The sequence below is a fragment of the Streptomyces sp. NPDC058240 genome (assembly GCF_042882135.1).
In the GTDB taxonomy this organism is placed as follows: Bacteria; Actinomycetota; Actinomycetes; order Streptomycetales; family Streptomycetaceae; genus Streptomyces.
Genome location: NZ_JBHVWT010000001.1, coordinates 576,526 through 592,436, shown reverse-complemented (window position 1 = coordinate 592,436; position 15,911 = coordinate 576,526). Strand labels below are relative to the sequence as shown.

At 70.4% G+C, this 15,911-nt stretch carries 17 protein-coding genes; 11 read left to right on the top strand and 6 right to left on the bottom strand.

Features of this window, described 5'->3' with window-relative positions; translation table 11 throughout:
* Positions 1 to 145 precede the first annotated feature (145 nt).
* The 4 genes from ACFVX4_RS02700 (at position 146) to era (ending at position 4,162) form a co-directional block, all read left to right on the top strand.
* On the top strand, positions 146 to 499 hold the full coding sequence (locus ACFVX4_RS02700) for a cytidine deaminase (protein WP_389971230.1): 354 nt from the start codon (positions 146 to 148) through the stop codon (positions 497 to 499).
* A 242-nt stretch (positions 500 to 741) separates the two neighbouring features.
* Positions 742 to 2,097: a beta-xylosidase gene (locus ACFVX4_RS02695; protein ID WP_389971228.1), complete on the top strand. Its 1,356-nt coding sequence runs from the start codon at positions 742 to 744 to the stop codon at positions 2,095 to 2,097.
* Between the two features lie 83 nt (positions 2,098 to 2,180).
* Positions 2,181 to 3,125 (top strand): WxL protein peptidoglycan domain-containing protein, encoded by a 945-nt coding sequence (locus ACFVX4_RS02690; RefSeq protein ID WP_389972080.1) that lies wholly within the window; start codon positions 2,181 to 2,183, stop codon positions 3,123 to 3,125.
* A 62-nt stretch (positions 3,126 to 3,187) separates the two neighbouring features.
* The gene (gene era, locus ACFVX4_RS02685) at positions 3,188 to 4,162 is read left to right on the top strand and encodes a GTPase Era (protein WP_389971226.1); all 975 of its coding nucleotides are present in this window, start codon (positions 3,188 to 3,190) and stop codon (positions 4,160 to 4,162) included.
* Positions 4,163 to 4,239: 77 nt separating this feature from the next.
* On the opposite strand, the gene ACFVX4_RS02680 is transcribed toward era, so the two are convergent.
* Positions 4,240 to 4,506 (bottom strand): protealysin inhibitor emfourin, encoded by a 267-nt coding sequence (locus ACFVX4_RS02680; RefSeq protein ID WP_389971224.1) that lies wholly within the window; start codon positions 4,504 to 4,506, stop codon positions 4,240 to 4,242.
* A gap of 31 nt (positions 4,507 to 4,537) precedes the next feature.
* Positions 4,538 to 5,614 carry a M4 family metallopeptidase gene (locus ACFVX4_RS02675; RefSeq protein WP_389971222.1) on the bottom strand — a complete coding sequence of 359 codons (1,077 nt, stop codon included), beginning with the start codon at positions 5,612 to 5,614 and terminating at the stop codon, positions 4,538 to 4,540.
* Between the two features lie 294 nt (positions 5,615 to 5,908).
* Here ACFVX4_RS02675 and leuA point away from each other — a divergent pair, with 294 nt between their 5' ends.
* The 4 genes from leuA (at position 5,909) to ACFVX4_RS02655 (ending at position 10,262) form a co-directional block, all read left to right on the top strand.
* A complete protein-coding gene (leuA, locus tag ACFVX4_RS02670; RefSeq protein WP_389971220.1) occupies positions 5,909 to 7,696 on the top strand; it encodes a 2-isopropylmalate synthase in 1,788 nt (595 codons plus the stop codon).
* Positions 7,697 to 7,936: 240 nt separating this feature from the next.
* Positions 7,937 to 8,614, top strand: a complete 678-nt coding sequence (locus ACFVX4_RS02665; protein ID WP_389972078.1) for a TerB family tellurite resistance protein — start codon at positions 7,937 to 7,939, stop codon at positions 8,612 to 8,614.
* 44 nt (positions 8,615 to 8,658) lie between these two features.
* Positions 8,659 to 9,405, top strand: coding sequence for a DNA repair protein RecO (recO, locus tag ACFVX4_RS02660; RefSeq protein ID WP_389971218.1), 747 nt, complete (start codon positions 8,659 to 8,661; stop codon positions 9,403 to 9,405).
* A gap of 35 nt (positions 9,406 to 9,440) precedes the next feature.
* Complete coding sequence (locus ACFVX4_RS02655; RefSeq protein ID WP_389971216.1) at positions 9,441 to 10,262, top strand: isoprenyl transferase; 822 nt, start codon at positions 9,441 to 9,443, stop codon at positions 10,260 to 10,262.
* A 33-nt stretch (positions 10,263 to 10,295) separates the two neighbouring features.
* Here ACFVX4_RS02655 and ACFVX4_RS02650 read toward each other — a convergent pair whose 3' ends face one another.
* The 4 genes from ACFVX4_RS02650 to ACFVX4_RS02635 form a co-directional block, all read right to left on the bottom strand.
* On the bottom strand, positions 10,296 to 10,730 hold the full coding sequence (locus ACFVX4_RS02650) for a Fur family transcriptional regulator (RefSeq protein WP_389971214.1): 435 nt from the start codon (positions 10,728 to 10,730) through the stop codon (positions 10,296 to 10,298).
* Between the two features lie 65 nt (positions 10,731 to 10,795).
* On the bottom strand, positions 10,796 to 11,689 hold the full coding sequence (locus ACFVX4_RS02645; protein ID WP_389971212.1) for a metal ABC transporter permease: 894 nt from the start codon (positions 11,687 to 11,689) through the stop codon (positions 10,796 to 10,798).
* 2 nt (positions 11,690 to 11,691) lie between these two features.
* Entirely contained in the window at positions 11,692 to 12,474 is a 783-nt protein-coding gene (locus tag ACFVX4_RS02640) for a metal ABC transporter ATP-binding protein (RefSeq protein WP_389971210.1), read from the bottom strand.
* 38 nt (positions 12,475 to 12,512) lie between these two features.
* Complete coding sequence (locus ACFVX4_RS02635) at positions 12,513 to 13,466, bottom strand: metal ABC transporter substrate-binding protein (protein WP_389971208.1); 954 nt, start codon at positions 13,464 to 13,466, stop codon at positions 12,513 to 12,515.
* Between the two features lie 209 nt (positions 13,467 to 13,675).
* On the opposite strand from ACFVX4_RS02635, the gene ACFVX4_RS02630 reads away from it, so the two are divergent.
* The 3 genes from ACFVX4_RS02630 (at position 13,676) to ACFVX4_RS02620 (ending at position 15,788) form a co-directional block, all read left to right on the top strand.
* Positions 13,676 to 15,058, top strand: coding sequence for a glycine--tRNA ligase (locus ACFVX4_RS02630; protein ID WP_389971206.1), 1,383 nt, complete (start codon positions 13,676 to 13,678; stop codon positions 15,056 to 15,058).
* Positions 15,059 to 15,149: 91 nt separating this feature from the next.
* Positions 15,150 to 15,353, top strand: coding sequence for a hypothetical protein (locus ACFVX4_RS02625; protein WP_389971204.1), 204 nt, complete (start codon positions 15,150 to 15,152; stop codon positions 15,351 to 15,353).
* Between the two features lie 195 nt (positions 15,354 to 15,548).
* On the top strand, positions 15,549 to 15,788 hold the full coding sequence (locus ACFVX4_RS02620) for a DUF6243 family protein (RefSeq protein WP_389971202.1): 240 nt from the start codon (positions 15,549 to 15,551) through the stop codon (positions 15,786 to 15,788).
* Positions 15,789 to 15,911: the final 123 nt, after the last annotated feature.

Here is a 15,911-nt window from a genome sequence, read left to right as displayed (position 1 = left end):
TGGGTGTGTTACGGGGGGGGTGGAGGTTGGAGTACACCTAGCCGGAAGCCTATCACCGAGTGCAGGGCCGGGGTCCCCCCCCCCCCCCCCTGACCAGGCCCTGGGCAGTGCGCGGGCGGGTGCGCCCGGTTCGTATGCTCGGCACATGACTGAGAGCACCGACCTCGGCGCCGAGGACCGCAAGATCGTCACGCTGGCGCGCAGCGCCCGCGCCCGCAACGGTGTGCCGGAGGGCGCGGCCGTACGGGACGAGACCGGACGTACGTATGTCGCCGGCACCGTACGGCTGGAGTCGCTGAAGCTCAGCGCGCTGCAGACCGCCGTGGCGATGGCCGTGGCCAGCGGGGCCATCTCCCTGGAGGCGGCCGCGGTCGTCTCCGAGGCCGAGACCCCGTCGGACGAGGACCGTGCCGCGGTACGGGACCTGGGCGGCCCGGACACCCCCGTCCTGCTCGCCGGTCCCGACGGCACCCTGCGGGTCAGCGTGACGGCGGGCTGACGCGGACAACATCCGCACACCGTGTACGAACGCCCCGCAGCCGACCGGCGCGGGGCGTTCGCACACCATGTGCGGGAATCGCCGGATCTTGACAGCATCTGATGGGTCATCAGCCGAAGCGTTTCGCTCCCATTGACTTCTTCGGGGCCGGGGCCGTCAATGGGCCCCCGTCGGCGCGGAAGAGCCGCTGCGCCGCATCCGCAGGAGGGGGCTCCATGCGTCCGACCGTCCGAAGAATCAGCATGCGAAGATCCGGTGCCCGAAGACGGCCGGGGCACGGCCGCCGCTGGGCCGCCGCGCTGGGTGTCGGCGCGCTCGTCGTGGCCGGGGGAGGGGGGCTCGCGGGCCCCGCGCAGGCCATGGCCACCGCCTCGGTGCCGGTGGACTTCCCCACCCACTGCATCCCGCCCGCCATCGCGGGCATCCCGCCGATCGACGGGACGACGAAGGCCGAGATCACCGTCGACAACGCCGCCCCGGAGGTGGGCGACACGGTCACGGTCACCTACACCGTCGTCGAAGCCGCCGCGAGCAACCCGGTCGATCTGGCGCTGCCCGCCGACATCATGACGCCGACCGGCAAGGTCACGGTCGGCGGTGCGCAGAGCGCGAGCGTCACCGTCGCGGGCCCGAAGAAGAACGACCCGGTACCCGGCAAGGGCGCCTTCCCGTCGTTCTCGATGACCGGCACCTTCACGGTCACCGCGCCCGGACAGATCACGCTGTCGCCCGGCGACTACAACATCCACACCAGCTACATCATGGAGCTGGACACCCCCTGCACGGTGACGGACCCGCCCGCACCCGTCTCCGAGACGATCATCGCGACGGACGGCGGCGGCCAGGTCAACGAGCGCGCCATCCAGCTCGGCGCCGCGTCCGGCAAGGCGGGCGACACGGTCACCGTCACCGGGTCGAAGTTCACCCCGGGCGCGGACATCACCCTCGCCGGCCGGGCCGGTGACGCACCGACCGCCGACACGGCCACCGCCAAGGCGGACGGCTCCGGCGGCTTCAGCGGCCGGCTCACTGTCGACGACCCGGCGACCACCGGCATCGTCGCCTACGAGGGCGCCGGCTGGGACCCGGCCAAGGGCGCGGGCCCGCAGGCCTACACCGTCACCGGTGGCGGCGGGGAGATCCCGGACGGCAGCCAGAAGCTCAACGCCTCCGTCAAGGCGGGCACGCTCTCCATGGTCCAGGCCGGGGACACCGTCGAGATGTCGGCGGTCGACTTCGGCCGCGGCGGCGCCTCCCGGGGCTCCCTGCAGACGGTGACGGTCGAGGACTTCCGCGGCGGCCCCGCGGGCTGGTCCCTGACCGGAAAGGTCACCGACTTCAAGGGCCCCGGCGGCGCGACGATCGGCGCGTCCGCACTCGGCTGGACGCCGGTCTGCGCGACGAAGGCCGGCAGCCCGAGCACCTGTGCGGCGGGTTCCGGGGGACCGGTCGGCAGCGCGGGCGCCACGCTGGCGTCCACGCCGAACGGGACCGTCACCGGCGGCGAGTTCACCGTCGACGCCCGGCTCGCGCTGAACGTACCGGCGTACACCGCCCCCGGCGCGTACTGCGGCGTGCTCACCCTCACCCTCACGTGACCGAGCGGTCCCGACCGACCGGCGGACCGGGCGCGCACCCGCCCGGGCCGCCCGTACCGACCACCACCCGGGGGTACCGCACCGTGCGCACCATCTACCTGCTCCTGCTGACCGGCGCCCTCCTGCTGATCGGCGCGCCCGCCGCCCACGCCGCGGACAACGGCAGCTGGTCGGTCTACCCGGCCACCGAACGGGCCGGTCAGCGCCCGTACTTCTACCTCTCGGCCGACCCCGGCGCCACGCTCCACGACAAGGTCACCGTCACCAACAGGACGGACCGGCCGCAGACCTTCCGGCTGTACGCGGCCGACGCGTACAACACCGCCCGCGACGGCGGGTTCGCCGTCCGGGCCCGCGACGAGCGGCAGCGCTCGGTCGGCGCCTGGGCGAGGACCGGCCGCGACCGGGTCACCGTGGAGCCGCACGGCTCGGTCACCGTCCCGGTCACCATCACCGTCCCCGAGAACGCCGAACCGGGCGACCACCCCGGCGCGCTCGTCGCACTCGACGAGCGCGTCGACCCCGCCGACGCCGGTGCCGTCGCCGTGGGCGTCCGGAAGGCGGTCGGCGCCCGGATCTATCTGCGGGTGAACGGACCGACCGTGCCCGCGCTCTCCGTGGACGACATCCGGGTCGAGCACACCCAGCCGCTGGTCCCGGGCACCGGGCGGAGCCGGGCCGTCATCTCGTACACGCTCCACAACCGGGGCAATGTCACCCTCAGCCCCAAGGTCGCCCTCAAGGCCGAGGGGCTCTTCGGCCGCACCCTGCTCGCCCGCGACCTGAAGCGGATCCCCGCCGAGCTGCTGCCCCGCCAGGAGGTCCGGCTGACCGAGCAGTGGGCCGGCGCGCCCCAGCTGGAATGGGGCGAGATCCGGCTGACCGCGAGCGCCCGCGAGACCCGCGAGTCCGCCGCCGTCCCGTACTTCGCCGTGCCCTGGCTGATGGCCGGGATCCTGCTGGTGATCGTCGGCGGGGGTACGGGGGTGTGGATACGGGCCCGTCGGAGCCGTGCCCGCACCGCCTGAGAGGACATCCGACAGGCCCCGCCGCGGCCCTTGGTGCGGCGAGGCCGCCGGGATCGGGGACAATGGGCGCCATGAGCGTTCGACCTGACACAGAAGCCGCTGCGCAGCAGGCCGCCGGCAAAGCCCCCCACCGGGCCGGTTTCGCCTGCTTCGTGGGCCGCCCCAACGCGGGCAAGTCCACCCTCACGAACGCTCTGGTCGGCCAGAAGGTGGCGATCACCTCCAACCGGCCGCAGACCACCCGGCACACCGTGCGGGGCATCGTGCACCGCGCCGACGCGCAGCTGATCCTGGTCGACACTCCCGGGCTCCACAAGCCGCGCACACTGCTGGGCGAGCGGCTCAACGACGTCGTACGGACCACCTGGGCCGAGGTCGACGTCATCGGCTTCTGCCTGCCCGCCGACCAGAAGCTCGGCCCCGGCGACAAGTACATCGTCAAGGAACTCGCGGGCATCAAGAAGACCCCGAAGATCGCCATCATCACCAAGACCGACCTGGTCGACTCCAAGCAGCTCGCCGAACAGCTGATCGCCGTTTCCCGCCTCGGCGAGGAGCTCGGCTTCGAGTGGGCGGAGATCATCCCGGTCTCCGCGGTCAAGGACACCCAGGTCGGTCTGCTGGGTGACCTGATCGCCCCGCTGCTCCCGGAGAGCCCGCCGCTCTACCCGGAGGGCGACCTCACCGACGAGCCCGAGATGGTCATGGTCGCGGAGCTGATCCGCGAGGCCGCGCTCGAAGGCGTACGGGACGAGCTGCCGCACTCCATCGCGGTCGTCGTCGAGGAGATGCTGCCGCGCGAAGGCCGCCCGGCGGACAAGCCGCTGCTCGACATCCACGCCAATGTCTACATCGAGCGCCCCAGCCAGAAGGGCATCATCATCGGCCCGAAGGGCAAGCGGCTGAAGGATGTCGGCACGAAGTCGCGCAAGCACATCGAGGCACTGCTCGGCACACCGGTCTTCCTGGACCTCCATGTGAAGGTCGCGAAGGACTGGCAGCGCGATCCCAAGCAGCTGCGCAAGCTCGGCTTCTGAGCCGGGCCGCGGGGACCCGGGCCGCAAGGACCCGGGCCGCGGGGGAGCCGGTGACCCGGGTCACCGGGAGACCGGCCTCACGCGCCCTCCTTCAGGACGCGTGAGACCAGTGCCCGCTGGGCGTCGGTCAGCCTCGGGTCCGCACAGTGGACCGTCCGGTCGCCGACCGTGATCCGGTACCGGAAGCCGTCCGGCACACCCCTGGGAGGCGTGTCGTGGCCCGCGGCCAGCGCCGATTCGGCCAGTGCCTCCCATTCCGGGGCGTCGTCCCGCCCGGCGGTGTCGACCTCGCATCGGCGTGCGATGCCGGCGAAGCCGCCGGTCCTGCTGACCTGAATCCGCATGCGATGTCCTCCAACGCCGGACGCCCGTGCCCTACGCGGTCGGCACGCCCACTTCCGACCACGCCTTCAGGACGGCCTCGGCCTCGTCGCCCTCGCCGAAGCGGCTGCGGGCCGCGGCGACCGTCAGCCGGGCGAAGGACGCGAAGTCCGCGTCCACGGCCAGTTGACCACCTGTGAGCACATCGAACCAGAGCTGCCCGGCACGTTCCCACGCGTTGCCGCCGAGCGCCGTCGCCAGCAGATAGAACGCGCGGTTCGGGATGCCGGAGTTGAGGTGCACCCCGCCGTTGTCCTCGCTGGTGTGGATGTAGTCCTCCATCGACGCGGGCTGCGGGTCCTTGCCCAGCACGTCGTCGTCGTACGCCGTCCCCGGCGCCTTCATCGAGCGCAGCGCGACGCCCTGGACGCGGGGGGCCAGCAGCCCGGCGCCGATCAGCCAGTCGGCCTGGTCGGCGGTCTGGCCCAGCGTGTACTGCTTGACCAGGGAGCCGAAGACGTCGGACATGGATTCGTTGAGCGCGCCGGACTGGCCGTAGTAGCTCAGATTGGCGGTGTACTGGGTCAGGCCGTGGGTCAGCTCATGGCCGATCACGTCGATGGCGACGGTGAAGTCCAGGAAGATCTCGCCGTCCCCGTCGCCGAAGACCATCTGCTCGCCGTCGAAGAAGGCGTTGTTGTACTTCTCGTCGTAGTGCACGGAACCGATCAGCGGCAGTCCGTTGCCGTCGATCGAACGGCGTCCGTACGCCTTGAGCAGCAGTTCGAAGGTGGCGCCGAGTCCCGCGTACGCGCGGTTGACGCTCGCGTCCTTCGTCGGCTCCTGGCCCTCGGCGCGGACCTTGGTGCCGGGCAGCTGGGTGCGGTGGCGGCAGTCGTAGAGCGTCCGGTCGGGCTTGTCGGAGGCCTCCCCGTCGGTCGCGGGGGCGACGGGCACGGTGACGACCGTGGCCATCTGGCGGCGGGTGCGGCGGGCCGCGTCGCTCTCCAGGGTGCGACGGGAGGGTCCGGCGAGATCGGGGTTGTCGGACTGCGACAGCTTGTCGAGGACATGAGGCGGCACGATCGTGCAGAAGACGGGGTGGAACCCGTGCGGTGACTGAGGCTGCATACCGCCGACTGTGGCACCAGGTAATCGCGATGTCACTGGTTGCGATCAGGATTGACGAAATGGAGTGATCGGTCACTGTTGGGCGTTTCCTGCGCCCGGTCCCGCATACTGATACGGGACGGACGCATCAGGCGCCTCTCGGTTAGTCTCGTTGCATCATGCGTTTCGGGCTGCTTCTTCTTAGCTGCCGCGGCGAGGGCCTGTAGTCGTAGGCCGACCCCCTCCCCGCGGAGTCTGGTGTTGCAGCGACACAGTCGGCCGTCCCACTGGTTGGACCCCGAGGAGCCGTACGTCATGACCGACGCAAATCCCGCTCAGACCCCTGCTGAAACCGCTGTCGGCCGTCCTACGCCGATCACCAACGCGACTCAGCTGCAGAAGCCGTCCGGGATGCCGATCCACAAGTACGGCACCTACGAGGCCGTCGGCATCCCCGACCGCACCTGGCCGGACAAGCGGATCACCGTCGCGCCCCGCTGGCTCTCCACCGACCTGCGCGACGGCAACCAGGCCCTGATCGACCCGATGTCGCCGGCCCGCAAGCGCGAGATGTTCGATCTGCTCGTACGCATGGGCTACAAGGAGATCGAGGTCGGCTTCCCGTCCTCCGGCGAGACCGACTTCGCGTTCGTCCGCTCCATCATCGAAGAGGGTGCGATCCCCGAGGACGTGACGATCTCCGTCCTGACGCAGGCCCGCGAGGACCTGATCGAGCGGACCGTCGAGTCCGTCGTCGGCGCCCGCCGGGCCACCGTGCACCTGTACAACGCGACGGCGCCCACCTTTCGCCGGGTCGTCTTCCGCGGCTCCAAGGACGACATCAAGCAGATCGCCGTGGACGGCACGCGGCTGGTCATGGAGTACGCGGAGAAGCTGCTGGGCCCGGAGACGACCTTCGGCTACCAGTACAGCCCCGAGATCTTCACCGACACCGAGCTGGACTTCGCCCTGGAGGTCTGCGAGGCGGTCTGCGACGTCTGGCAGCCGGAGGAGGGCCGCGAGATCATCCTCAACCTGCCCGCCACCGTGGAGCGTTCGACGCCGTCCACGCACGCGGACCGGTTCGAGTGGATGTCGCGCAATCTGTCGCGCCGCGAGTTCGTCTGCCTGTCGGTCCACCCGCACAACGACCGCGGCACCGCCGTCGCCGCCGCCGAGCTGGCCGTCATGGCCGGTGCGGACCGGATCGAGGGCTGCCTGTTCGGCCAGGGCGAGCGCACCGGCAACGTCGACCTGGTCACCCTGGGCATGAACCTCTTCTCGCAGGGTGTCGACCCGCAGATCGACTTCTCGCAGATCGACGAGATCCGCCGCACCAGCGAGTACTGCAACCAGATGGAGGTCCACCCGCGCCACCCCTACGCGGGCGACCTGGTCTACACCGCCTTCTCCGGCTCCCACCAGGACGCCATCAAGAAGGGCTTCGACGCCATGGAGGCCGACGCGGCCGCCCAGGGCAAGACGGTCGACGATCTCGAGTGGGCGGTGCCGTACCTGCCGATCGACCCGAAGGACGTCGGCCGCAGCTACGAGGCCGTCATCCGGGTCAACTCGCAGTCCGGCAAGGGCGGAATCGCCTACGTCCTGAAGAACGACCACAAGCTGGACCTGCCGCGCCGGATGCAGATCGAATTCTCCCGGATCATTCAGGCCAAGACGGATGCCGAGGGCGGCGAGGTCACGCCGACGCAGATCTGGTCCACGTTCCGCGACGAGTACCTGCCCAACCCGGAGAACGCCTGGGGCCGCGTACAGCTGCGCACCGGCCAGACCACGACCGGCTCCGACGGCCAGGACACGATCACCGTCGAGGCGACCGTGGACGGTGCGGACACCGTACTGACCGGTACCGGCAACGGGCCGATCTCCGCGTTCTTCGAGGCGCTGCAGGCCATCGGCATCGACGCCCGTCTGCTGGACTACACCGAGCACACCATGAGCGAGGGCGCCAGCTCCCAGGCCGCCTCGTACATCGAGTGCGCGATCGACGGAAAGGTCCTGTGGGGCATCGGCATCGACGCCAACACCACGCGGGCCTCGCTGAAGGCGGTCGTCTCCGCCGTCAACCGCGCCACCCGCTGATCCGGCGCCCGCGAGGGCACCGGGCCGCACGGCCGAGGACCCCGTCCACCCGCATCCGGGGGGCGGGGTTCGGCCATCTCCGGGAGGTTGTGACGAGCGAGGTGCTGACGCCGCATCGTGACTGTGGTTAACATCACGTCCACACGGCAATGTTGCCGGAGGGGGCACCTCCCGTGCCCTTGGGGCTACGGGGGAGTTACGGAGGTGTGCGACGTGCGGTCAGCCCTGGGACAACGCGCCATGAAGCTGCGTATCTGCGGCATCCGCACCGTCTGGGACCCCGTCGGCGACGGGGAGTTCTTCTGCCCCGGCTGCGGCGGCGACCGCAACTACCGCCGTCTCACCGGCCGTCGGCGGTTCGTGGTGCTCGGCGTGCCGATGCTGGCGCGCGGCACCGCCGGCCCCGTCGTCGAATGCGCCGCCTGCCGGGAGCACTTCGGCACCGATGCGCTCGACCACCCCACCACCACCCGGCTCTCCGCCATGCTCCGGGACGCCGTCCACACCGTCACGCTCGGCGTCCTCGCGGCCGGCGGCACCACCTCCCGCACGGTGCTGGAGGCCGCGGCCGCCACCGTGCGCGGTGCCGGATTCGACGACTGCACCGAGGAACAGCTCTGCACGGTCGTCGAGGTCCTCGCCGCCGACACCGGCCACGGCTCCGCCTTCGACCCCGCGGCCGAGGCCTGCGGAGCGGCCCTCTCCATCGAGCTGCACGAGGCGCTGGAACCCCTGGCCCCGCATCTGGCCCCCGCCGGACGCGAATCGATCCTGCTCCAGGGCGCCAGGATCGCGCTCGCCGACGGCCCGTACGGACAGGCGGAGCGCGAGGTGCTGACCACCGTCGGCGGCGCGCTGCAGCTCTGTGCCCAGGACACGGCCCGACTGCTCGCCGAGGCCGCGCGCACCCCCTCCTGACGGCCCCGGCCCCGCCGGCCCTTCCCGTACCGGACAATGGTCGTATGAGCTTGTTCCGGGACGACGGCGTGGTGCTGCGCACGCAGAAGCTGGGCGAGGCCGACCGGATCATCACGATCCTGACCCGCGGCCACGGCCGGGTACGCGCCGTCGCGCGCGGGGTACGGCGCACGAAGTCCAAGTTCGGGGCGCGGCTGGAACCCTTCTCCCACGTCGACGTGCAGTTCTTCGCCCGCGGCAGCGAACTGATCGGCCGCGGACTGCCGCTCTGCGCCCAGAGCGAGACGATCGCCCCGTACGGCGGCGGCATCGTCACCGACTACGCCCGCTACACCGCGGGCACCGCGATGCTGGAGACCGCCGAGCGGTTCACCGACCACGAGGGCGAGCCCGCGGTCCAGCAGTACCTGCTGCTCGTCGGCGGGCTGCGCACCCTCGCCCGCGGCGAGCACGAGCCGCATCTCATCCTCGACGCGTTCCTGCTGCGCTCGCTGGCCGTCAACGGCTACGCACCCAGCTTTGAGGACTGCGCCAAGTGCGGAATGCCCGGACCGAACCGGTTCTTCTCCGTCGCGGCGGGCGGCGTCATATGCGGCGACTGCCGGGTGCCCGGCAGCGTCGTACCCTCGGCTGAGGCCGTCACCCTGCTGAGCGCACTGCTCAGCGGCGACTGGGAGACGGCGGACGCGTGCGAGGCGCGTCATGTCAGGGAGGGGAGCGGACTGGTGTCCGCCTATCTGCACTGGCACCTGGAGCGCGGGCTGCGCTCACTGCGGTACGTAGAGAAGTGACACAGGCGGATCAGGCACAGGGAGCGAGACAGTTCATGGCAGTACGCGGGATGCTCGGCAGCCGTAACCGGCGCGACTACAAGACCCCGGAGCCGCACCCCTCCGGTGCCACACCCCCGAAGATCCCCGGCGAGCTGGTGCCCAAGCACGTGGCCGTCGTGATGGACGGCAACGGCCGCTGGGCCAAGGAACGCGGCCTGCCGCGCACCGAGGGGCACAAGGTCGGCGAGGGCGTCGTCATGGACGTGCTCAAGGGCTGCATCGAGATGGGCGTCAAGAACCTCTCGCTGTACGCGTTCTCCACCGAGAACTGGAAGCGGTCCCCGGAGGAGGTGAAGTTCCTGATGAACTTCAACCGGGACGTCATCCGCCGCCGCCGCGACGAGATGGACGAGCTGGGCATCCGCATCCGCTGGGTGGGCCGCATGCCCAAGCTGTGGAAGTCCGTGGTCCAGGAGCTCCAGGTCGCCCAGGAGCAGACCAAGGACAACGACAAGATGACGCTGTACTTCTGCGTCAACTACGGCGGCCGGGCCGAGATCGCCGACGCCGCGCAGCGCATCGCGCAGGACGTCGCGGCCGGGAAGCTGGACCCGTCCAAGGTCAACGAGAAGACCTTCGCGAAGTACATCTACTACCCGGACATGCCGGACGTCGACCTCTTCGTCCGCCCCAGCGGGGAGCAGCGCACGTCCAACTACCTGATCTGGCAGAGCGCCTACGCCGAGATGGTCTTCCAGGACGTGCTCTGGCCGGACTTCGACCGCCGCGACCTGTGGCGGGCCTGCCTGGAGTTCGCCCAGCGGGACCGGCGCTTCGGCGGCGCGATGGAGGCGGCGCAGGAGCCGACGGGCTGAGCGAGGGGGGTCCGGGGGCAGCGCCCCCGGACCTCACTTCTTCGCGCCCGCGCACTCCGCGCACGTACCGAAGATCTCCACCGTATGGGCCACGTTCACATACCCGTGCTGAGTGGCGATGGTCTCCGCCCACTGCTCCACCGCGGGGCCCTCGACCTCCACGGCCTTGCCGCACATCCGGCACACCAGATGGTGGTGGTGGTCCCCGGTCGAGCAGCGCCGGTACACGGACTCACCCTCCGTGGTGCGCAGCACGTCGACCTCGCCGGCGTCGGCGAGGGACTGGAGGGTGCGGTAGACGGTGGTCAGCCCGACCGAGTCACCGCGGTGCTTGAGCACGTCGTGCAGCTCCTGGGCGCTGCGGAACTCGTCCACCTCGTCGAGCGCCGCCGCCACCGCCGCCCGCTGCCGGGTCGACCGGCCGCGTACCGGAGCCGCGTTCGTTCCACTGATCGGCGCCGTCGCCACAGCAGCCTCCTCGTGTCGCCCGTACCTGTGTCGGGCCATTGTGCCAGCCCGTCCGGCCGTCGCGGTCAAACCCGGAGCGCGTCCGGGGCCGGACGGGAGGCCGGTACCTCCAGGGTGCACTCCTCGGACGCCGCTTCGCTCCGGCGGGCGCGGCGTCTGGTCAGCGGGGTCGCCAGCAACGTCAGGGCGACGAAGACCGCGATGGCCAGCAGCACGATCGTCGCGCCGGGCGGCACGTCCTGGTAGTACGAGGTCACGGTGCCGGCCAGGGTCACCGCCGTGCCGATGACGACCGACAGCACGAACGTCACCTTGAAGGACCTGGAGATCTGCTGCGCGGCCGCGACCGGCACCACCATCAGCGCGCTGACCAGCAGCAGCCCGACGACCCGCATCGCGACGGTGACGGTCACCGCCGCCGTCACGGCGACCAGCAGATTCAGCGCGCGCACCGGCAGCCCGGTGACCCGGGCGAACTCCTCGTCCTGGCTGACCGCGAACAGCTGGCGGCGCAGCCCCAGCGTCACCAGCAGCACGAAGGCGGCCAGCACGCAGATCGAGGTGATGTCCTCGGAGGAGACCGTGGACAGGGAGCCGAAGAGGTACGAGGTGAGGTTGGCGTTGGAGCCGGTGTCGGAGAGGTTGATCAGCAGCACACCGCCCGCCATGCCGCCGTAGAACAGCATGGCCAGCGCGATGTCGCCGCGGGTGCGTCCGTACCAGCGGATCAGCTCCATCACGACGGCACCGGCCACGGCGACCGCCGTGGCCATCCAGACCGGGCTGGTGGAGAGCAGGAAGCCGAGGCCGACACCGGTCATCGCGATATGGCCGATGCCGTCGCCCATCAGGGCCTGGCGGCGCTGGACGAGGTAGATGCCGACGGCGGGGGCGATGACACCGACGAGCACGGCGGCGAGCAGGGCCCGCTGCATGAAGGGCGGATTGAGGAATTCCATGATCAGCTCAGCAGTCCCGTCCGGACGGGCTCGGAGGCCGCGTGGGGGTGTACGTGGTCGTGTCCGGGCAGGGCGTGCTGGCCCAGCGCCTTCGGCGGCGGCCCGTCGTGCATCACACAGCCGTCGCGCAGCACGATCGCGCGGTCGATCAGCGGCTCCAGCGGGCCGAGCTCATGCAGCACGAGCAGCACCGTGGTGCCGGCCGCGACCTGCTCGCGCAGGGTCGCGGCCAGGATCTCCTGGCTGGCCAGGTCGACGCCGGCCATCGGCTCGTCCATGATCAGCAGCTCGGGTTCGGCGGCCAGCGCGCGGGCGATCAGCACCCGCTGGTGCTGTCCGCCGGAGAGCGCGTCCACCGAGTCCTTGGCCCGGTCGGCGAGGCCGACGAGCTCGATGGCCCGGTCGACGGCGGCTCGGTCGGCCTTGCGGAGCAGGCCCAGCCCGGTGCGGGAGAGCCGACCGGAGGTGACGACCTCGCGGATCGTGGCGGGGACGCCGCCGGCCGCCGTGGTGCGCTGGGGTACGTAACCGATGCGTGCCCAGTCGCGGAAGCGGCGCAGCGGGGTGCCGAACAGCTCGACGGAGCCGCCGGTGAGCGGGACCTGGCCGATGACGGAGCGTACGGCGGTCGACTTGCCCGAGCCGTTGGCGCCGAGCAGGGCGGCGACCTCGCCGCGGTGGACGGTCAGGTCGATGCCGCGCAGCACGGGACGCGCGCCGAGCGTGGCGGTGGCGCCCCGCAGGGCTATCACGGGGTCGGTCGTGGTGCTCCCGGTCTCGGGCATGAGCGCCTCCGATGCTGCTGTGGCGGGTGTTTCGAGGGTCACTTCGCGCCGAGCGCCTTCTGCAGGGCGGCGAGGTTGGACTGCATGACTTCGATGTAGTCGGCGCCCTTGGACTTGCCCGTGATTCCTTCGAGCGGGTCCAGGACGTCGGTCTTCAGGCCGGTGTCCTTGGCGAGGGTCCTCGCGGTCCTGTCGCTGGCGAGCGTCTCGAAGAATACGGTGGTGACCTTGTTCTTCTCCGCGATGGTGTGGATCTCGCTGATCCGGGCGGGGCTGGGCTCGGCCTCGGGGTCGACGCCGGCGATGCCCTCCTGGGTGAGGCCGTAGCGCTCGGCGAGGTACCCGAAGGCGGAGTGGGTGGTGATGAACGTCTTGGTGGCGGTGTTCTTCAGCCCGTTCACGTACGCCGTGTTCAGGCCGTCGAGCTTGGTGACCAGCGCGTCCGTGTTCTTCCGGTAGTCCGCGGCGTGGTCGGGGTCGGTCTTCTCCAGGGACGCGCCCACGCCCTTGGCGACCTCGGCGTACTTCACCGGGTCCAGCCAGATGTGGGGGTCGGCTCCGGCCTCGTCGCCGTGGTGTTCGTGACCGTGCTCGTCGGCGCCGGTCTCGGTGCCGTGGTCCTCCAGCGTGGTGAGCTTGGCGGCGTCGGTGACGTTCTTCGCGCCGGACTGCACGATGGCGTCGTCCACGGCGGGCTGGATGCCCTTGAGGTAGAGGATGAAGCCGGCGTCGGTGAGTCCGCCGATCTGCCGCGGGCTGAGCTCCAGGTCGTGCGGCTCCTGGCCCGGCCTGGTCAGCGTGGTGACGGAGACGTGCTTCCCGCCTATCTGCTCGGCCAGGAACTGCATCGGATAGAACGAGGCCACCACGTCCAGCTTGTCGCCGTTCTTGCGGTCCGCGGCGTCGGAGGAGGAGCAGGCGGTGAGGGCGGTGAGGCCGAGGACGACTGCTCCGGCGACGGCGGCGGTGGGTATGAGGCGGCTTACGTTCATGACAGTCATTTTCAACAAAACTGGAAACGATTGTCAACAAGGCTGATGAGATGACTTCGAGGCCGACGACGCCGACACCGATTTGATCCAGGGGGCGTGCCCGCCGGTAATCTGAAGCATTCGCCCGCCCGTCTCCCGATCACCACCCCCCCCACTGAGGCGCTTCGCGCCAACCCTGTCCAAATTTCGTCGTAAATGAAGAGAGCACCGTGGCCGCCGACAAGATCGACTCCATCGTCAGCCTGAGCAAGCGCCGTGGCTTCGTCTACCCGTGCAGTGAGATCTACGGAGGCCAGAAGGCCGCCTGGGACTACGGGCCGCTGGGCGTCGAGATGAAGGAGAACCTCAAGCGCCAGTGGTGGCGCTACATGGTCACCTCGCGCGAGGACGTGGTCGGACTCGACTCGTCGGTCATCCTGGCCCCCGAGGTGTGGGTCGCCTCCGGTCACGTCGCCACGTTCAGCGACCCGCTGACCGAGTGCACCTCCTGTCACAAGCGCTTCCGCGCCGACCACCTGGAGGAGGCGTACGAGGAGAAGCACGGCAAGCCGCCCGTGAACGGCCTCGCCGACCTCAACTGCCCCAACTGCGGCAACAAGGGCACCTTCACCGAGCCCAAGCAGTTCTCGGGCCTGCTCTCCACCCACCTCGGCCCGACCCAGGACTCCGGCTCGGTCGCCTACCTGCGCCCCGAGACCGCCCAGGGCATCTTCACCAACTTCGGCCAGGTGCAGCAGACCTCGCGCAAGAAGCCGCCGTTCGGCATCGCCCAGATGGGCAAGTCCTTCCGGAACGAGATCACTCCGGGCAACTTCATCTTCCGGACCCGCGAGTTCGAGCAGATGGAGATGGAGTTCTTCGTCAAGCCGGGCGAGGACGAGGAGTGGCAGCAGTACTGGATGGACCAGCGCTGGAACTGGTACACGGAGCTCGGCATGCGCGAGGAGAACATGCGCTGGTACGAGCACCCGGCGGAGAAGCTCTCGCACTACTCCAAGCGCACCGCCGACATCGAGTACCGCTTCCGCTTCGGCGGCAGCGAGTGGGGTGAGCTGGAGGGCGTCGCCAACCGCACGGACTACGACCTCAAGGCGCACTCCAAGGCCTCGGGCACGGACCTCTCCTTCTTCGACCAGGAGGCCGGCGAGCGCTGGACTCCGTACGTCATCGAGCCGGCGGCCGGTGTCGGCCGGGCGATGCTGGCCTTCCTCCTCGACGCCTACATCGAGGACGAGGCGCCCAACGCCAAGGGCGTCATGGAGAAGCGCACCGTGATGCGTCTCGACCCGCGCCTCGCGCCGGTCAAGGTCGCCGTCCTGCCGCTGTCCCGCAACCCGCAGCTTTCGCCGAAGGCCAAGGGCCTCGCCACCGACCTGCGGAAGAACTGGAACATCGAGTTCGACGACGCGGGTGCCATCGGCCGCCGCTACCGCCGTCAGGACGAGATCGGTACGCCGTTCTGCGTCACCGTCGACTTCGACACCCTCGACGACAACGCGGTGACCGTGCGCGAGCGCGACACCATGAAGCAGGAGCGCGTCTCCCTGGACCAGATCCAGGCCTACCTCGGCGCCCGCCTGCTCGGCTGCTGATCCACCGGGTCCGCTGGACGAAGCCCCCGGTTCCCCGTACGGAACCGGGGGCTTCGTTGCACACTGGGCACCCCCCACCCAGGAGGCCCCGATGCCGTCCATGACCACCAGCAAGGTCAGGAGATGGGACCAGCACGGCCGTGAACACATCGTCCACGTACAGAAGTCGGGGGTGCGGCGGCAGCTGAGCTGCGACACCTGCGGCTGGAGCGAACGGGTGCAGTTCCTGCCCTGGCTCAAGGCCGGGGAACATCTCGCCGATGCCCACCAGGCGACGGTGGACCCGGCGTCCTGAGGCCCGGCGCGGGGCACGGCACGCGACCGGCCGAAAAGCTGGTGCGGGGGCCCGCCGGGCCGGGGTACGGTTCCGGCATGTCTTCGTTCTTCCAGATCTACGAGTGAGAGCGCGGCGGGCCCGACCACCCGCCGCCCACCGGACCGATTCCAGGTCGCTTCAGACCTCACTTCGCACTACGAACCGGAGAACGCCGTGGCTAAGAGCCGTAACAACCTGCTCGGTGTGGGCGGACAGCGCAAGAAGCTGTCCCGCGCCGAGCAGCAGGGCGTCGGCCCTGCGCGCGACGCCGACCGCAAGACGGCGGCCGACCAGAAGCAGGAGCTGCTGCGCAAGATGCGTGAGCGCGCGCTGTCGGGTACCGCCTCGGAGTCCTCGTCGGACGACGCCGCGCAGCCGGACGCGACCGAGCAGGACGCCCCGGCGCAGAGCTGACGTCCCCTCACCACCCGTACGACCGTGGGGGGGGGGGGGGGGGGGGGGGGGGGGAGCACCCCCCCCCCCGTGCCACCCCCCCCCCCGCTCCCCCACCACCACCCCCCAAGCCAACAAGCAAAA

What these genes read in the sequence shown, in the direction of transcription:
- ACFVX4_RS02700 (WP_389971230.1), top strand. Translation starts at nt 146, where the DNA reads ATGACTGAGAGCACCGACCTCGGCGCCGAGGACCGCAAGATCGTCACG.
- ACFVX4_RS02695 (WP_389971228.1), top strand. Translation starts at nt 742, where the DNA reads ATGCGAAGATCCGGTGCCCGAAGACGGCCGGGGCACGGCCGCCGCTGG.
- era (WP_389971226.1), top strand. Translation starts at nt 3,188, where the DNA reads ATGGGCGCCATGAGCGTTCGACCTGACACAGAAGCCGCTGCGCAGCAG.
- ACFVX4_RS02680 (WP_389971224.1), bottom strand. Translation starts at nt 4,506, where the DNA reads ATGCGGATTCAGGTCAGCAGGACCGGCGGCTTCGCCGGCATCGCACGC.
- ACFVX4_RS02675 (WP_389971222.1), bottom strand. Translation starts at nt 5,614, where the DNA reads ATGCAGCCTCAGTCACCGCACGGGTTCCACCCCGTCTTCTGCACGATC.
- leuA (WP_389971220.1), top strand. Translation starts at nt 5,909, where the DNA reads ATGACCGACGCAAATCCCGCTCAGACCCCTGCTGAAACCGCTGTCGGC.
- ACFVX4_RS02665 (WP_389972078.1), top strand. Translation starts at nt 7,937, where the DNA reads ATGAAGCTGCGTATCTGCGGCATCCGCACCGTCTGGGACCCCGTCGGC.
- recO (WP_389971218.1), top strand. Translation starts at nt 8,659, where the DNA reads ATGAGCTTGTTCCGGGACGACGGCGTGGTGCTGCGCACGCAGAAGCTG.
- ACFVX4_RS02655 (WP_389971216.1), top strand. Translation starts at nt 9,441, where the DNA reads ATGGCAGTACGCGGGATGCTCGGCAGCCGTAACCGGCGCGACTACAAG.
- ACFVX4_RS02645 (WP_389971212.1), bottom strand. Translation starts at nt 11,689, where the DNA reads ATGGAATTCCTCAATCCGCCCTTCATGCAGCGGGCCCTGCTCGCCGCC.
- ACFVX4_RS02640 (WP_389971210.1), bottom strand. Translation starts at nt 12,474, where the DNA reads ATGCCCGAGACCGGGAGCACCACGACCGACCCCGTGATAGCCCTGCGG.
- ACFVX4_RS02635 (WP_389971208.1), bottom strand. Translation starts at nt 13,466, where the DNA reads ATGAACGTAAGCCGCCTCATACCCACCGCCGCCGTCGCCGGAGCAGTC.
- ACFVX4_RS02625 (WP_389971204.1), top strand. Translation starts at nt 15,150, where the DNA reads ATGCCGTCCATGACCACCAGCAAGGTCAGGAGATGGGACCAGCACGGC.